Source organism: Streptomyces sp. NPDC002809, assembly GCF_040295435.1.
In the GTDB taxonomy this organism is placed as follows: Bacteria; Actinomycetota; Actinomycetes; order Streptomycetales; family Streptomycetaceae; genus Streptomyces.
Map to the genome: position 1 here is coordinate 1 of NZ_JBEOVJ010000064.1, position 16,810 is coordinate 16,810.

The 16,810-nt window shown below is 71.4% G+C and carries 13 protein-coding genes; 6 read left to right on the forward strand and 7 right to left on the reverse strand.

Annotated features, from left to right (window positions below; translation table 11 throughout):
• Positions 1-70: 70 nt before the first annotated feature.
• From pyk to pta, 3 genes are all read right to left on the reverse strand, one after another.
• On the reverse strand, positions 71-1,522 hold the full coding sequence (gene pyk / locus ABT025_RS29010) for a pyruvate kinase (RefSeq protein WP_351000715.1): 1,452 nt from the start codon (positions 1,520-1,522) through the stop codon (positions 71-73).
• A gap of 74 nt (positions 1,523-1,596) precedes the next feature.
• Positions 1,597-2,835: an acetate kinase gene (locus tag ABT025_RS29015; protein ID WP_351000718.1), complete on the reverse strand. Its 1,239-nt coding sequence runs from the start codon at positions 2,833-2,835 to the stop codon at positions 1,597-1,599.
• Positions 2,832-4,943 (reverse strand): phosphate acetyltransferase, encoded by a 2,112-nt coding sequence (gene pta / locus ABT025_RS29020; RefSeq protein WP_351000721.1) that lies wholly within the window; start codon positions 4,941-4,943, stop codon positions 2,832-2,834. Before pta ends, ABT025_RS29015 begins: the two co-directional genes overlap by 4 nt.
• Before the next feature lie 310 nt (positions 4,944-5,253).
• Between pta and ABT025_RS29025 the strand changes: the two genes are divergently transcribed.
• From ABT025_RS29025 to ABT025_RS29035, 3 genes are all read left to right on the forward strand, one after another.
• Complete coding sequence (locus ABT025_RS29025) at positions 5,254-6,279, forward strand: ATP-dependent 6-phosphofructokinase (protein ID WP_351000723.1); 1,026 nt, start codon at positions 5,254-5,256, stop codon at positions 6,277-6,279.
• Positions 6,280-6,639: 360 nt separating this feature from the next.
• On the forward strand, positions 6,640-7,101 hold the full coding sequence (locus tag ABT025_RS29030; protein WP_502972054.1) for a GNAT family N-acetyltransferase: 462 nt from the start codon (positions 6,640-6,642) through the stop codon (positions 7,099-7,101).
• A 285-nt stretch (positions 7,102-7,386) separates the two neighbouring features.
• Positions 7,387-8,343, forward strand: a complete 957-nt coding sequence (locus ABT025_RS29035) for a hypothetical protein (RefSeq protein ID WP_351000730.1) — start codon at positions 7,387-7,389, stop codon at positions 8,341-8,343.
• Positions 8,344-8,350: 7 nt separating this feature from the next.
• Here the strand turns inward: ABT025_RS29035 and ABT025_RS29040 are convergent, their stop codons facing one another.
• The 3 genes from ABT025_RS29040 to ABT025_RS29050 form a co-directional block, all read right to left on the reverse strand.
• On the reverse strand, positions 8,351-8,974 hold the full coding sequence (locus ABT025_RS29040) for a helix-turn-helix domain-containing protein (RefSeq protein ID WP_351000807.1): 624 nt from the start codon (positions 8,972-8,974) through the stop codon (positions 8,351-8,353).
• A gap of 172 nt (positions 8,975-9,146) precedes the next feature.
• Positions 9,147-9,821 carry a response regulator gene (locus ABT025_RS29045; RefSeq protein WP_351000810.1) on the reverse strand — a complete coding sequence of 225 codons (675 nt, stop codon included), beginning with the start codon at positions 9,819-9,821 and terminating at the stop codon, positions 9,147-9,149.
• A 5-nt stretch (positions 9,822-9,826) separates the two neighbouring features.
• Positions 9,827-11,503: a sensor histidine kinase gene (locus tag ABT025_RS29050; RefSeq protein WP_351000732.1), complete on the reverse strand. Its 1,677-nt coding sequence runs from the start codon at positions 11,501-11,503 to the stop codon at positions 9,827-9,829.
• A 130-nt stretch (positions 11,504-11,633) separates the two neighbouring features.
• Between ABT025_RS29050 and ABT025_RS29055 the strand changes: the two genes are divergently transcribed.
• The 3 genes from ABT025_RS29055 (at position 11,634) to trxA (ending at position 13,852) form a co-directional block, all read left to right on the forward strand.
• Positions 11,634-12,995, forward strand: a complete 1,362-nt coding sequence (locus ABT025_RS29055; RefSeq protein ID WP_351000735.1) for a cation:dicarboxylate symporter family transporter — start codon at positions 11,634-11,636, stop codon at positions 12,993-12,995.
• Positions 12,996-13,094: 99 nt separating this feature from the next.
• Entirely contained in the window at positions 13,095-13,511 is a 417-nt protein-coding gene (locus ABT025_RS29060) for a MerR family transcriptional regulator (protein WP_351000737.1), read from the forward strand.
• Complete coding sequence (trxA, locus tag ABT025_RS29065; protein WP_351000740.1) at positions 13,508-13,852, forward strand: thioredoxin; 345 nt, start codon at positions 13,508-13,510, stop codon at positions 13,850-13,852. The genes ABT025_RS29060 and trxA overlap by 4 nt, the downstream gene beginning before the upstream one ends.
• Before the next feature lie 485 nt (positions 13,853-14,337).
• Here the strand turns inward: trxA and glgB are convergent, their stop codons facing one another.
• Positions 14,338-16,776 carry a 1,4-alpha-glucan branching enzyme gene (glgB, locus tag ABT025_RS29070; RefSeq protein WP_351000742.1) on the reverse strand — a complete coding sequence of 813 codons (2,439 nt, stop codon included), beginning with the start codon at positions 16,774-16,776 and terminating at the stop codon, positions 14,338-14,340.
• Positions 16,777-16,810 lie beyond the last annotated feature (34 nt).

Consider the following 16,810-nt stretch of genomic DNA (forward strand, 5'->3'; position numbering starts at 1 on the left):
TCCCCAAGTGCCGGGACGGCCGATCCCTCCCACCGGAGTGAACTGATGGCACGCTTCCCGAAGGGCTACGTCAAGCCCACCAGCTCCTGCTCAGGTCGCGGCTCTGGCCGCCCACGTGGTGCACGCGCACCATGTTGGTCGTGCCGGGGATGCCGGGAGGCGAGCCGGCCGTGATGACCATCGTGTCGCCGTTGCTGTAGCGGTTCAGCTTCAGCAGCTCCGCGTCGACCAGGTCCACCATGGCGTCCGTGTTGTCCACGTGCGGGACCACGTAGGCCTCGACGCCCCAGCTGAGGGCCAGCTGGTTGCGGGTCGACTCGTCCGTGGTGAAGGCCAGGATGGGCTGGGCGGCGCGATAGCGGGAGAGGCGGCGGGCGGTGTCGCCGGACTTGGTGAAGGCGACCAGCGCCTCACCGTTCAGGAAGTCCGCGATCTCGCAGGCCGCGCGGGCCACCGAACCACCCTGGGTGCGGGGCTTCTTGCCCGGCACCAGCGGCTGGAGGCCCTTGGAGAGCAGCTCCTCCTCGGCGGCGACGACGATCTTCGACATCGTCTTGACCGTCTCGATCGGGTACGCGCCCACGGAGGACTCGGCGGACAGCATGACCGCGTCGGCACCGTCCAGGATGGCGTTGGCGACGTCGGACGCCTCGGCGCGGGTCGGGCGCGAGTTGGTGATCATCGACTCCATCATCTGGGTCGCCACGATCACCGGCTTGGCGTTGCGCCGGCAGAGCTCCACCAGGCGCTTCTGCACCATCGGGACCTTCTCCAGCGGGTACTCGACGGCGAGGTCGCCACGGGCGACCATCACGCCGTCGAACGCCGCGATGATGCCCTCCATGTTGTCGACGGCCTGCGGCTTCTCGACCTTGGCGATGACGGGGACCCGGCGGCCCTCCTCGTCCATGACCTTGTGGACGTCCTTGACGTCGCTCGCGTCCCGCACGAAGGAGAGCGCGACCAGGTCGCAGCCCATCTTCAGGGCGAAGCGCAGGTCGTCGATGTCCTTCTCGGACAGGGCGGGGACGTTGACCGCCGCACCCGGCAGGTTGATCCCCTTGTGGTCGGAGATCACCCCGCCCTCGATGACGATGGTGCGGACGCGGGGGCCGTCCACGGAGACGACCTTCAGCTCGACGTTGCCGTCGTTGATCAGGATCGGGTCGCCCTTGGCGACATCGCCGGGCAGGCCCTTGTAGGTCGTGCCGCAGATCGACTTGTCCCCGGGGACGTCCTCGGCGGTGATCACGAACTCGTCCCCGCGGACCAGCTCGACGGGGCCCTCGGCGAACTTCGCGAGGCGGATCTTCGGGCCCTGGAGGTCGGCGAGCACGCCGACCGCCCGGCCGGTCTCGGCGGCGGCCTTGCGGACCCGGTCGTAACGACCCTGGTGCTCCGCGTGGGAACCGTGACTGAAGTTGAATCGGGCCACGCTCATGCCGGCCTCGATCAGAGCGACGAGCTGCTCATGGGAGTCGACGGCGGGACCGAGGGTGCAGACGATTTTGGAACGGCGCATGAGGCGGATCCTATCGGTTTGTTTCGCTGCGGAATATTCCGTCTGGTGGAAGATACAAAGGGGCGCGGGGGTGCTCAGTTGTCGACCAGTGCGAAGGTCTGGCCGGCGATCTCCAGCTCCTCGTCCGTCGGCACCACGGCGACCGCGACCCGTGCGTAATTCGGCGAGATCAGCCGCGGTTCGCCGGACCGTACGGCGTTGAGATCCGCGTCCACCACGAGGCCGAGCTCCTCCAGACCCGCGATGGCAGCCTCCCGTACCGGAGCCGAGTTCTCCCCGACCCCGGCCGTGAACACGACCGCGTCCACCCGCCCGAGGACCGCCGAATAGGCGCCGATGTACTTCTTCAGCCGGTGCACGTAGATGTCGAAGGCGAGCGCGGCCCGCTCGTCGCCCTCGTCGACCCGGCGCCTGATCTCCCGCATGTCGTTGTCGCCGCAGAGGCCGACCAGCCCGCTCTTCTTGTTCAGCAGTACGTCGATCTCGTCCGCCGACATGCCCGCCACCCGCTTGAGGTGGAAGGTGACCGCCGGATCGATGTCTCCGGAACGCGTACCCATGACCAGCCCCTCCAAGGGGGTCAGTCCCATCGAGGTCTCCACGCACCGGCCGCCCGCCACGGCCGAGGCCGAGGCGCCGTTGCCCAGGTGCAGCACGATGACGTTCACGTCCTCGGGGGCGCTGCCCAGCAGCTCGGCCGCCTTGCGGGAGACGTACGCGTGCGACGTGCCGTGGAATCCGTAGCGGCGGATCCGGTGGGCGTCGGCTGTCTCCACGTCGATCGCGTACCGCGAGGCGTACTCCGGCATCGTCGTGTGGAACGCGGTGTCGAAGACCGCGACCTGCGGCAGGTCGGGGCGCAGCGCCTGGGCGGTGCGGATGCCGGTGATGTTCGCCGGGTTGTGCAGCGGCGCCACCGGCACCAGGCGCTCGATCTCCTTCAGCACCTCGTCGGTGATCACGGTCGGCTCGGTGAACCGCAGCCCGCCGTGCACCACCCGGTGGCCGATCGCCGCCAGTTCGGGGGAGTCCAGGCCGAGCCCGTCGGCCGCCAGCTCCTCGGCCGCCGCCTTGAGCGCCGCCTCGTGGTCGGGGATCCGGCCGGTGCGCTCCCGGCTCTCGCCACCGCCGCCGGCCAGCGGGGTGTGGACGAGCCGGGAGGTCTCCTCGCCGATCCGCTCGACCAGGCCGGACGCGAGCCGGGAGTGGTCGCGCATGTCGAGGAGCTGGTACTTCACGGAGGAGGATCCGGAGTTGAGGACGAGCACCCGGCCCGGCCGTGAGGTGGTGCCTTCGGTGGTCGGAGTGGTCATGCGGGTCGCTCCTCGCCCTGTGCCTGGATCGCCGTAATGGCCACGGTATTGACGATGTCCTGGACGAGCGCGCCCCGGGACAGGTCGTTGACGGGCTTGCGCAGCCCCTGGAGGACCGGGCCGACGGCCACGGCGCCCGCCGAGCGCTGCACGGCCTTGTAGGTGTTGTTGCCGGTGTTCAGGTCCGGGAAGATCAGCACCGTCGCCTGGCCAGCCACCTCGGAGCCGGGCAGCTTCGTCGCGGCGACGCTCGGCTCCACCGCGGCGTCGTACTGGATCGGGCCCTCGATCATCAGGTCCGGGCGGCTCTCGCGCACCCGGTCCGTCGCCTCGCGGACCTTGTCGACGTCGGCGCCCGACCCCGACGTGCCGGTCGAGTACGAGAGCATCGCGATCCGGGGTTCCACGCCGAAGCGGGCGGCGGTGACCGCGGACTGCACGGCGATGTCCGCGAGCTGCTCCGCGTTCGGGTCCGGGTTGACCGCGCAGTCGCCGTACACCAGGACCTTGTCGGCGAGACACATGAAGAAGACCGACGAGACGATCGAGGCTCCCCCAGAGGCTTCGCCCCGGGAGGGGTCCCCTGGCTTCGTCTTGATGATCTCGAAGGCCGGCCGGATCGTCGCCGCCGTGGAGTGCACGGCCCCGGAGACCATGCCGTCCGCGAGCCCCTCCTGGACCATCAGGGTGCCGAAGTAGTTGACGTCCGAGACGACGTCGTACGCGAGCTCGACCGTCACCCCGCGATGGGCGCGCAGCTGCGCGTACCGCTCCGCGAACGGCTGGCGCAGCTCGGAGGTCTGCGGGTCGATCAGCTGGGTGCCGGCCAGGTCGATGCCCAGGTCGGCGGCCTTCTTGCGGATGACGTCGGGGTCGCCGAGCAGCGTGAGGTCGCAGACGTCGCGCCGCAGCAGCACGTCGGCGGCGCGCAGCACCCGTTCCTCCGTGCCCTCCGGCAGCACCACCCGGCGCCGGTCCGCGCGCGCCTGCTCCAGCAGCTCGTGCTCGAACATCATCGGCGTGACCCGGCCGCTGCGGGCGACCGAGATCCCGTCGAGGAGGGCGCCTGTGTCGACATGTCGCTCGAAGAGTCCCAGTGCCGTCTCGGCCTTGCGCGGCGTCGCCGCGTTCAGCTTGCCCTCCAGGGCGAAGAGCTCCCCGGCCGTGGGGAAGGAACCGCCGGCCACCGAGACGACCGGGGTACCCGGTGCGAGTCGTGCGGCCAGCTTGAGTATCTCCTCGCCCGGCCGCTCGTTCAGCGTCAGCAGCACGCCCGCGATGGGCGGCGTCCCGGCGCTGTGCGCGGCGAGCGATCCGACCACCAGGTCCGAACGGTCCCCTGGGGTCACCACCAGGCACCCCGGCGTCAGCGCCTTCAGCAGGTTGGGCAGCATCGCACCGCCGAACACGAAGTCCAGCGCGTCCCGCGCCAGCCCCGCGTCGTCACCGAGCAGCACCGTGCCGCCCAGCGCCGCGGTGATCTGCGCGACCGTGGGCGCCGAGAGGGCGGGGTCGTCGGGCAGCACGGAGCAGGGCACCGGCAGCGTCGCCGAGAGCCGCTCCGCGATGACGTCGCGGTCCGCGGAGGCCACCCGGTTCACGATCATCGCCAGCACGTCGCAGCCGAGCCCGGCGTACGCGCGGTAGGCGTTGCGCGTCTCGGCCTTCACCGACTCCGCGTCCTGGGCCTGGCCGCCGACCACCGCGATCACCGAGGCGCCGAACTCGTTGGCGAGGCGGGCGTTCAGCGCCAGCTCGTCGGGGAGCTGGGTGGCGGCGAAGTCGGTGCCGAGGACGAGGACGACCTCGTAGTCCGCGGCCACCCGGTGGAAGCGCTCGACGAGCCGCGAGACCAGTTCGTCGGTACCCTGTTCTGCCTGGATCGCGGAGGCCTCGTGGTAGTCGAGCCCGTAGACGGTGCCCGGGTCCTGGGAGAGCCGGTAGCGGGCCCGCAACAGTTCGAAGAGCCGGTCGGGGTCGTCGTGGACCAGGGGCCGGAAGACCCCGACCCGGTCCACCTGGCGCGTCAGGAGCTCCATGACTCCCAGGTCGACGACCTGTCGGCCGTCTCCCCGGTCGATCCCGGTCACGTACACGCTGCGCGTCACGCGTGCTCTCCCGTCATCTCTTGTCCGGTATGTTGTCCGGTTCGAGTGGTATCGCCTGTTTGACGATACCTGCGGGGACCGAGAGGCCGCCCGCCGGACGAAAGCCCCTGGTCGCGGCCGTCGTAGCCACCACCGCAGCCGGTCCGGACGCCCATGGAGCAGCCGAAAGCGCGAGGTACGGACCTGACGTGGGACAATCCTCTGGACTCACGGTACGGGGGATGACGCCGTTGCCCCGGCCCGCACAGCACAGGACGGCCCCAGGGCCTTCCCGGCGGATGAGGGTCTAGCGAACAGGAGATACAGCACGATGCGCATCGGAGTTCTCACCGCAGGCGGCGACTGCCCAGGCCTGAACGCAGTGATCCGCTCGGTCGTGCACCGTGCCGTGGTGGGTCACGGCGATGAGGTCATCGGCTTCGAGGACGGGTTCAAGGGCCTCCTCGACGGCCACTTCCGTCCCCTCGACCTCAACGCGGTGAGCGGCATCCTCGCCCGCGGCGGCACCATCCTCGGCTCGGCCCGCCTGGAGCGCGACCGGCTGCGCGAGGCGGCGGAGAACTGCGCCGAGCTGAGCCGCCGTTACGGGATAGACGCACTGATCCCGATCGGCGGTGAGGGTACCCTCACGGCCGCCCGGATGCTGTCGGACGCAGGCATGCCCGTCGTCGGCGTCCCGAAGACCATCGACAACGACATCTCCGGCACCGACCGCACCTTCGGCTTCGACACAGCCGTGGGCGTCGCCACCGAGGCCATAGACCGGCTGAAGACCACCGCCGAGTCCCACCAGCGCGTCATGGTCGTCGAGGTGATGGGCCGCCACGCGGGCTGGATCGCGCTGGAGTCCGGCATGGCCGGCGGTGCGCACGGAATCTGCCTGCCCGAGCGGAAGTTCCAGGTCGAGGACCTGGTCAAGATGGTCGAGGAACGCTTCGCGCGCGGCAAGAAGTTCGCGGTCATCTGCGTCGCCGAGGGCGCGCACCCGGCCGAGGGCTCCATGCCGTACGCCAAGGGCGAGATCGACCAGTACGGCCACGAGCGCTTCCAGGGCATCGGCAACCGCCTCGCCGTGGAACTGGAGACCCGCCTCGGCAAGGAGGCCCGCCCGGTCATCCTCGGCCACGTCCAGCGCGGCGGCACCCCGACCGCGTACGACCGGGTGCTCGCCACCCGCTTCGGCTGGCACGCGGTGGAGGCTGCGCACCGGGGCGACTTCGGGAACATGACGGCCCTGCGCGGCAACGACATCGAGATGGTGCCGCTGGCGGACGCGGTCACCCAGCTCAAGACGGTGCCGGTGGCCCGGATGCACGAGGCCGAATCGGTCTTCTGAGCCGGTGCCGGTACCGGCATGGCGACGATCGGGCCCCGGCAGTCCCAGGTGGGACGGCCGGGGCCCGTCCGTTCTCCGCCGCTGCGATTACGCTCCGCCGAGTCGTGCGTCTCCCTGAGGGCTGTCCCGCAATCCCCGGCGGGCGCACGACGACAGCTACGGCACCTCGCCGCGTTGCCGGAGCAACCGAATACATCCGGGATGCGGACGCTCCTCCGCCTTGCGATGCGCCGCATCCGACGCCGCGCGCTGATCCACCACGGATTACGGGACGGTCCATAGACTCCGGCCGTGACCCTCAACGCGCACGACCTACGGATCAGGCCGGGGGGCCCGGCCGACGCACCGGCTGTTCTCGGCATGCTCGACTCCGCGGTGGCCTGGATGAACGCTCGCGGAAACACCGGGCAATGGGGTACGACGCCGTATTCCCAGAAGCCCGGCGGGCCGGAACGGGTTCGGCGCTACACGACCGAGAACACCTCGTACATCGCAGAGCTGGACGGCGCGACAGCCGGAGCCCTGGTGCTGGACACCGGCCCCGGCCCACAGATACCGATCGCACCGGCCGACGTGCCGGAGCGGTACGTCCGGCTGCTGGTGAGCGACCGAAAACACGCGGGCCTGGGCATCGGGGCGGTTCTGCTGGCCCATGCCGCCGAGGAAACCCGGCGGGCCGGGGTGGAACTGCTGCGGGTCGACTGCTGGGCGGGCGGCGGAGGCGAATTGGTCGCGTACTACGTGCGCAACGGCTTCACCGCCACGGAACGCTTCCTGTCCGGCGTCTGGCCGGGGCAGGTGCTGGCCAGACGGATTCGTTGACGGCACGGTGGCACCCGTCCGGCGATCCGCCGACCACACCTCGGGGGTGTCGCTCCGCGGGCGGCGCCGGCCCTGGCCGACTTCGTCCAGGCGGTCAGCAAGGCGTACTCGTTCCATCGGCACAGTGTCTTCGCCGGGAGCCGTGAAAACGCACCAGCCGTCGGGTAGTACGCGCGTCGCCCGGCGGGCCACGCCGAAGCAGGGCGCGTCCGGAGAACCGCACCGGGTCCGTTCGGCGTCCTTCACCGGAGCGAACGGATCCGGTACGTACAGAAGGCTCGTCCCATGCGCACACAGCACGACCGCACGGCGCCGACGGCGATCGGGAGCGGGCAACGCGGTCCGGCCGCCTCGGTATTCGAGGTCCTGCGGCACAACCGGGGCGTCCTGGCGGGTGCGACCCTACGGGTCGCCGGTGCGGCCGGACTGGCCGGGCTGCTGATGACGGCCGCGATATTCGCGCTCGCGTGGCCGCTGTTCACCCACATGCGGAACGAACGCATCCGGTACCACCAGATCGAGGACCCCTACCTGCACGACCTCAGCGGCCTGGTGCCGGTCGCCCTCTGGACGCTCCCGTTGTTCCTGCTTCTCCTCGGTACCGGCAGCGCGGCCCTGCAAGCCGCTTGCTCGCGGGCGGTGGCGGCGGAGTCCCGCGGGCCTTCCGCGCGGCTGCGGCCGGTGCTCGCCGTGTACGTGCTGCGCGGCCTGATCGTGTGGCCCCTGCCACTGCTCGTCGCTGTCGTGGCGGACCGTCTCACGGGCCTTCATCTCGACACCGAGGATCAGATTCTGGAACGCGGATCGTGGGCCCACACCCTCGTCGAGTTCTCTCCCGTGCCCGCCGCGTTCCTCGCCGTGGTGCTGCGCCTCGCCCTCACGCTCGCCCCGGCCGCCGCCGCCGACGGTCTCGGTGCCCGCGCGGCCCTGCGCCGTTCCTGGGCGATGGCGTGGACGCGTGCCGGGGCGTTCCGTGTCCTCGCCCTCGCGCTGCCGCTGGCCGCCGTCACCGCCGGGGTGCTCCGGCTGGTCGTGCAACTCGCCCTGCCGCTGCGGCCCCTCGTGCGGGACCTCCTCGAACAGGCCACGGGCAACTTCTTCGCCGCGTACTACGCCGGCATCCTCGCCCCCGTCGCCGTCGGCATCCTGGTCACCGCGGCCGTCGTCCTGCCCGTCAGCTGTACGGCCTTCGCCGTCCTCCAGGGCCGGTTGCGGGCCGGGAGCGCGGCGGACCCCGCCTGACGGGCCACTACGCCTCCGCCGTCTCCCAGAACCGGTCCACGATCCCCGCCAGGAACGCCCGCCCGGCGTCCCCGGTGGCGCCCGCCCGCTCCGTGCCCGTGCTGCTCCAGCTGAGCGTGGACGCCATCAGCGCCTGATAGTCGGCGTGCAGCCGCTCCAGCGCGCTCTGGACCTGAGGGCGGCCCAGGGGCGCGAGCTTGGACACCGGTCGTACGTACGCCTGCCAGCGGGTCTTCACCGCGCTGCACAGCAGCTCCGCCAGTTCCTCGTCCCGTCCGGAGACCGTCACGAACGCGGCGGCGCCGAGTCCCAGCGCCTCGCTGAGGGCGGCGGACTGGCGCTCGTTGCCCCGCCACTTGCCCGATTCCTCCATCCGCAGATACGCGGACACGGACATCCCCAGCTGCCCCGCCAGCTCGTCCATGGTCAGATCCCGGGCGATCCGGTGCTCGCGGAGCGTTCTGGCAGCGGTGAGGAGTTCGCCCGGGGCGCACCACAAGACCCCTGCCAGAGCCGTGAGTTCGTACTCGGTCGGCCGGGCGAGCCCGCGCTCCCAGTCGACGACCGTCTCGGCGCTGATCCGGAGTCCGTACTGGGCGCCGAGACCGTAGGCGACATGGCCGGGAGTCATCCCCAGGGCCTCGCGCAGTCTGCGCGCGGCGGGGGCGTTGAAAGGCGGGGTGGGGTGCACGGCCCCACCGTAAGAGGCCGGGGGGCATATGACTACGGTGTGTTCGCCCCAGATCACGGCTCGTAGGAACGTCCAGGCCGGGGGGCCTCCTCCGGGTCGCCGCGGACCCCGCTCAGCGCCCTTCCGCGAGCCACCGGTAGTGCAGCTCCGGGCGTCCGATCTGTCCGTACTGCGGGCTGCGTACCGCCCGGCCGGCCGTCACGAGGTGTTCCAGATAGCGGCGAGCGGTGATGCGCGAGATGCCGAGCTCCAGTCCGGCCGCCGCCGCCGTCACGCCGTCCGGGGCCGCCCGCAGCACACGGGTCACCGCCTCCAGGGTCGGGCTGCTGAGGCCCTTGGGCAGGCGGGCCGGCTGCGGGGTGCGCAGGGTGGCCAGGGCTCGGTCCACCTCGTCCTGGCCGCTCGCCTCACCGGCCGTGGAGCGGAACTCGGCGTAGCGGACGAGCCGGTCGCGCAACGTGGCGAAGGTGAAGGGCTTCAGCACGTACTGGACGACGCCGAGCGAGACCCCCTCGCGGACCACGGCCAGATCGCGCGCCGAGGTCACCGCGATCACATCGGCCGCGTGCCCGGCCGCGCGCAGCGCACGCAGGAGCTGCAACCCGTGCCCGTCGGGCAGATACAGATCGAGGAGCAGCAGGTCGACCGGGACACGGTCCAGGGCCCGCACCGCCTCGGCGCGGGTGTGCGCCACGGCCGCCACGGAGAATCCCGGGACCCGGTCCACGTACAGCTGATGGGCGTCGGCGGCGACGGGGTCGTCCTCGACGACGAGCACCCGGATCACGGGGTTCACAGGGCCGCCTCCTTCCGGGCGCCGCTGTCCCGCGGCAGCGGGAGCCGCACGGTGAACTCCGCGCCGCCGTCCGGTCCCTGTTCCAGCACCACGGCCCCGCCGTTGCGGTGCGCGGCCTGCCGGACGAGCGCCAGGCCGAGCCCGCGGCCGGCGCCGTGCGTCGACCAGCCGCGGCGGAACACCTCCGCGGCGTCGGCCGGTCCGACGCCCGCCCCGTTGTCGGCGACGCGCAGCAGGAGTTCCCCGTCGCCGGCGAGTGCGGTGACCGTGACCCGGGCGCGGGCCGGCCGGGGACCCGTGCGCTGGACGGGGACGCCGTCGGAACCGGTGCCGGGGGTACCGGTCACCGCCTCCGACGCCGCGTCCACCGCGTTGTCGATCAGATTGCCGAGGATGGTCACCAGGTCGCGCTGCGGCAGCGTCGCGGGCAGGGAGCCGTCGTCGATCAGGCTGTCGTCCGCCAGCACCAGCTCCACCCCGCGCTCGTTCGCCTGCGCGGCCTTGCCGAGCAGCAGTGCCGCGAGCACCGGTTCGGCGACCGCGTCCACGACCCGGTCGGTGAGGACCTGGGCCAGCTCCAGCTCCGCCGTGGCGAAGCCGACCGCCTCCTGCTCCCGGCCCAGCTCGATCAGCGAGACCACAGTGTGCAGCCGGTTCGCCGCCTCGTGCGCCTGCGAGCGCAGGGCCTGGGTGAACCCGCGCTCGGAGTCCAGTTCGCCGGAGAGCGCCTGGAGTTCCGTGTGATCCCGCAGGGTGACGACGGTGCCGCGCCGCTCCCCGCCCACCACCGGACGGGTGTTGACCACGATCACCCGGTCCGCCGTCAGATGCACCTCGTCGACCCGCTCCTCGGAGGCGAGCAGGGCCCCGGTCAGTGGGGCCGGCAGGTCGAGTTCGGCGACCCGGCGCCCGACCGTGCCGGGAGCCAGGCCCAGCAGCTCGCGCCCCGCGTCGTTGATCAGGGCGATCCTGCGCTGCCCGTCGAGCATGAGCAGCCCCTCGCGCACCGCGTGCAGGGTGGCCTCGTGGTAGGCGTGCATCCGGCTCAGCTCGGCGGCGTTCATCCCGTGGGTGTGCCGCCGCAGCCGGGCGTTGATCACGTACGTGCCGAGACCGCCGAGCGCCAGCGCCGCGCCCGCCGCCAGCCCCAGCGCACCCAGCTGGGCCCGCACCTGCGAGGAGACCCGCTCGACCGTGATGCCCGCACTGACGAGGCCGACGATCCTGCCGCCGTCCCGGATCGGCGTGACGACCCGTATCGAGGGGCCGAGCGTGCCGGTGTACGTCTCCGAGAAGGTCTCGCCGCGCAGGGCCCGTGCGGTGTGCCCGAGGAAGGTCGCGCCGATCTGGTCGGCGTCCGGATGCGTCCAGCGGACCCGGTGCGGATCCATGATGGTGACGAAGGCGATCCCGGTGTCCTTGCGGACCTGCTCCGCGTACGGCTGGAGCACGGCCGACGGGTCCGGGGTGCGGATCGCCTCCCGTACCGAAGGCGAACCGGCGATCGCCAGTGCGGCCGCCCGCACCTGCCGGGTCGCGGTCTCCTTGGCCTGACCGCTGCCCGAGACGTACGCGAAGAACGCGCACCCCGCCACCACGGCCGCGACCAGCACCACCTGCATGGCGAAGAGCTGGCCCGCCAGGCTGCGCGGGCGGGTACGGGGGAAGCGCATCCTCACAGTCTGCCTGGCTGAAAACAAATGAACGAAATGCACGCAAGGGTGACCGGCGTCACAAGAGGCGGGATAGTCGCCGGGGCCCCCAGGGACGGGGGAGGGACAAGAACGAGCCGAGGAGACCCCCGTGGGAGTGGCCGCCGCCAAGCGGGACCGTACGAAGTATCTGTATCTTGCCGTGATCGCGGCGGTGGGGCTCGGCATTGTGGTCGGCCTCGTCGCTCCGGACACCGCCGTCGAGCTCAAGCCGATCGGAACCGGCTTCGTCAACCTCATCAAGATGATGATCTCGCCGATCATCTTCTGCACGATCGTGCTGGGCGTCGGCTCGGTCCGCAAGGCCGCCAAGGTCGGCGCCGTCGGCGGTCTGGCCCTCGGCTACTTCCTGGTGATGTCGACCGTCGCCCTGGCCATCGGCCTGGTCGTCGGCAACATCCTGGAGCCCGGCTCCAGCCTCCACATCACCGAGGCGACCCGCGCCGCGGGTGAGGCGCAGGCGGGGGACAGCGAGTCCACAGCGGACTTCCTGCTCGGCATCATCCCCGACACCATGGTGTCGGCCTTCACCGCCGGCGAGGTTCTCCAGACCCTGCTCATCGCCCTGCTCGCGGGTTTCGCGCTGCAGGCCATGGGATCGGCCGGCGAGCCGGTCCTGCGCGGCATCGGCCACATCCAGCGTCTCGTCTTCCGTATCCTCGCCATGATCATGTGGATGGCCCCGGTCGGCGCGTTCGGCGCGATGGCGGCCGTGGTCGGCGAGACCGGCGTGGACGCGCTGAAGTCCCTCGCGGTCATCATGATCGGCTTCTACATCACCTGCGCGCTCTTCGTGTTCCTGATCCTGGGTACGATCCTGCGCCTGGTGGCCGGGCTCAACATCTTCTCCCTGCTGAAGTACCTGGGCCGGGAGTTCCTGCTCATCCTCTCCACCTCCTCGTCCGAGTCGGCGCTGCCGCGCCTCATCGCGAAGATGGAGCACATGGGCGTCAGCAAGCCCGTCGTCGGCATCACCGTGCCGACCGGCTACTCCTTCAACCTCGACGGCACCGCGATCTACCTCACGATGTCCTCGCTGTTCATCGCCAACGCGACGGGCGACCCGCTGAGCATCAGCGAGCAGATCTCGCTGCTGGTCTTCATGGTGATCGCCTCGAAGGGTGCGGCGGGCGTCACCGGCGCAGGCCTCGCCACCCTCGCCGGCGGCCTCCAGTCGCACCGTCCCGAGCTGGTGGACGGCGTCGGCCTGATCGTCGGCATCGACCGCTTCATGAGCGAGGCCCGCGCCCTGACGAACTTCGCGGGCAACGCGGTGGCCACGGTGCTCGTCGGCACCTGGACCAAGGAGATCGACCGGGCACGGGTGGACCAGGTCCTCTCCGGAGCGCTTCCGTTCGACGAGAGCATGCTCGCGGACGAGGGCCCCGCCGAGCCGTACGTCCCGGAGGCCAGGGACGGCGGCGAGGAGCAGCCCTCGCTCGCGAAGGTGTAACGCGTTGCCGTGGCGGCCGGTCGGGACTCCCGTACCGGCCGCCTTCGTGTGCCTGTCCGCCCTTGCCTTGACGCCGACGTCAAGGATTACCGTCGGGGTATGCGAATCGGGGAGCTGGCCGAACGCGCCGGGACGACGACACGGACGCTGCGGTACTACGAGTCACGGGGGCTGTTGTCCGCACGCCGTGCGGACAACGGATACCGCACCTACGAAGAGGGCGACCTGCGGCTCATCCAGCAGATCCGGACCCTTCAGGACTTCGGGTTCGATCTGGAGGAGACCCGCCCCTTCGTCGACTGTCTGCGCGCCGGCCATTCGGCGGGCGACGCCTGCCCGGCCTCGCTGGCCGTCTACCGGCGCAAGCTCGGCGAGCTGGACGCGCTCATCGGCCAGTTGCAGTCGGTCCGCACAGAGGTGGGTGCCCAGCTGGCCCGCGCCGAGATCGAGACGTCCGCCGAGCTGCCGGGCGGGCCCGAACCACGTTGTGAACTGAACTGGGAGGACGAAGGATGATCCACGCAGAAGGTGTCGCCGAGGTCACCGACACGACGTTCGACGCCGAGGTGCTGGCAGCCGGTCTGCCGGTCCTCGTCGAATTCACCGCCGACTGGTGCGGCCCCTGCCGTCAGCTGGCCCCGGTGCTCGGCGTGATCGCCGAGGAGGAGACCGGCCGGCTCAAGGTGGTGCAGATCGATGTGGACCACAACCCGGAGATCACGGGCCGCTACGCCGTGCTGTCGATGCCGACCCTGATGGTCTTCCGGGACGGCGAACCGGTGAAGTCGATGGTGGGCGCCCGCCCCAAGCGCCGTCTGCTCCAGGAGCTCGAGGACGTGCTGCCGGCGGCGTTCTGAGGACCGGCCCACGCCCCGGCGGACAGCTCTCGGAAGGGGGTCCGTGCCACACCCTTCGCGGTGCGGTCCCGGCCTCGCTCCGACGTCGCCCGCAGGGGGTCCGGACGTACACCGTGGTCTTCGACGGCGCGGACCGTCGGCGGCGCCTTCCGGCGGCCGTGGTGCCCCATGGCAGCCTGGGCGCCGCGGCTGACTCGATGGCACGCCCGGGACAGCTGGTGACCGTCCTGCGGGACGGCCGACTTCGGGCCGCGGGCCCTCAGGTGGGGGGCGTCGTCGCCTACGACTGGGGCTTCGAGCAGCAAGGAAGGCGCCACATCCAGCGCAGCTTCGTGTTGCTCGACGACCGGGTCAACGGTCCGCTGTCGGCCTGTCGGCCTGTCGGCCTGTCGGCCTGTCGGCAGGTTGGGGGAGTGGGGGCAGGTTGGGGGAGTGGGGGCGCACCCCGCCCCCACCGGCCCTGCCCTCACTCCGGCGCCGCCCGCTCAGGCGGGCCGCAGCCACACCGTCGCCAGCGGCGGGAGCGTCAGCGTGATGCTGGTGTCCCTGCCGTGTGCGCCCACCGCCTCCGGCTTCAGCGGCTCCTCGTTGCGCACGTCGCCGCCGCCGTACTGCGCCGCGTCCGTGTTCAGGACCTCCACCCAGGCCTCCGGCCCGTCCGGCACACCGATGCGGTAGTCGTGGCGCACCACCGGGGAGAAGTGGGAGACGGCGATCAGCGGCGATCCGGCCGCGTCGTAGCGCACGAACGCGAAGGCGTTGTCCTCCGCGGCGCCGCCTTCGATCCAGCTGAAGCCCTCGGGGACGGTGTCGCGCTGCCAGAGCGCGGGCGTCGCCCCGTACACCGTGTTCAGATCGCTGACCAGCGTCCGGACGCCCCGGTGGTCGCTCTCCGCCGCGTATGACGGGTCGAGCAGCCACCAGTCCGGGCCGTGCCCCTCCGACCACTCCGCGCCCTGCGCGAACTCCTGCCCCATGAAGAGGAGTTGCTTGCCGGGGTGGGCCCACATGAAGCCGAGATAGGCGCGGTGGTTGGCGCGCTGCTGCCACCAGTCGCCGGGCATCTTGCTGACGAGCGACCGCTTGCCGTGCACGACTTCGTCGTGCGAGATCGGCAGGACGTAGTTCTCGCTGTACGCGTACACCATCGAGAAGGTCATCTCGTTGTGGTGGTACTTGCGGTGCACCGGCTCCTTCGACACGTACTCCAGCGAGTCGTGCATCCAGCCCATGTTCCACTTCAGGCCGAACCCGAGACCGCCGAACCCGCCGGGGCCGACATGATGGGTGGCGCGGGTGACGCCGTCCCAGGCGGTGGACTCCTCCGCGATCGTCACGACGCCGGGGTTGCGGCGGTAGACCGTCGCGTTCATCTCCTGGAGGAAGGCGACGGCGTCCGGGTTCTCGCGGCCGCCGTGCTCGTTCGGGGACCACTCCCCGTCCTCGCGTGAGTAGTCGAGGTAGAGCATCGAGGCGACCGCGTCGACCCGCAGCCCGTCGATGTGGAACTCCTCGCACCAGTAAGTGGCGTTGGAGACGAGGAAGTTGCGCACTTCGGTGCGGCCGTAGTCGAATTCGAGCGTGCCCCAGTCCGGGTGGGCGGCCCGCTGCGGGTCCGAGTGCTCGTACAGCGGGCGGCCGTCGAACTCGGCGAGCGCCCAGTCGTCACGCGGGAAGTGCGCGGGCACCCAGTCGACGATGACGCCGATCCCGGCTCCGTGCAGCGCGTCGACGAGGAAGCGGAAGTCGTCGGGCGAGCCCATCCGGGACGTCGGGGCGTAGAAGCCGGTGACCTGGTAGCCCCAGGAGCCGCCGAAGGGGTGCTCGGAGACCGGCATCAGCTCCACGTGCGTGAAGCCCAGATCGCGTACGTACGCGGGGAGTTGCTCGGCGAGCTGGCGGTAGGTGAGGCCGGGGCGCCAGGACGGCAGGTGCACCTCGTAGACCGAGAGCGGCGCCTCGTGCACGGGTACGTCCCCGCGGTGGGCCATCCACTCCTGGTCCTGCCACACATGGTGCGCGGCCGTCACGACGGAGGCGTTGGACGGCGGGACCTCGGCGTGGCGGGCCATCGGGTCGGCGCGCAGCGTGTGCGAGCCGTCCGGGCGGCAGATGTCGAACTTGTACAGCGCCCCCTCCCCGATCGCCGGCAGGAACAGCTCCCACACCCCGGTGGAGCCGAGCGAACGCATCGGGAATCCGGTGCCGTCCCAGTAGTTGAAGTCCCCGCTGACGCGCACCCCGCGGGCGTTGGGCGCCCACACGGTGAACCGGGTGCCGGTGACGCCCTGGTGCTCCATGGTCCGGGCGCCGAGCGCGGTCCACAGCTCCTCGTGCCGGCCCTCGCCGATCAGATGCAGATCGAGATCGCCGAGCGCGGGCAGGAAGCGGTACGGATCGTGGATCTCGATCTCGTTGTCGTCGTACGCCACCAGCAGCCGGTACTCGGGGACCGCGGGCATCGGCAGGAGCCCGGAGAAGAACCCGTCGCCGTCGTCGAGCAGCTGGGCCCGCAGCCCCTTGGCGAGCACGGTGACGGAGCGGGCGAACGGGCGCAGCACCCGGAAGGTGACCCCGCCGCGGATCTGGTGGGCGCCGAGCAGTTCGTGCGGGGCGTGGTGCTCACCCGCCAGCAGCCGTGCCCGGTCCCCGTCGTCGAGCACCCGGGCCGGGCGGACCCCCTGCCCGCCCGCGCGGCGGGGACGCGGCGGGGCAGCCGTCCGCTTCGCCCGCTTGACCGGTGGTGCTGCGGCCCCGGCGGGCGGTGCGTCCGCCTCCACCGGTGCGAGGGTCCCGGTGGCCGGGCCGGCCGCGGCGTCCGCGTGCTCGGCGGGGGCCGAGGAGAGGGGGGCCACGGGGAGAGGGGCGTCGATGGTGGGCTGGGCGGGATCGGACGCGTTGCGGGACGGCTTGCGGGCGGTCACAGGGACAGCCTCCTCGGAGGGTGTGGATGGGGCG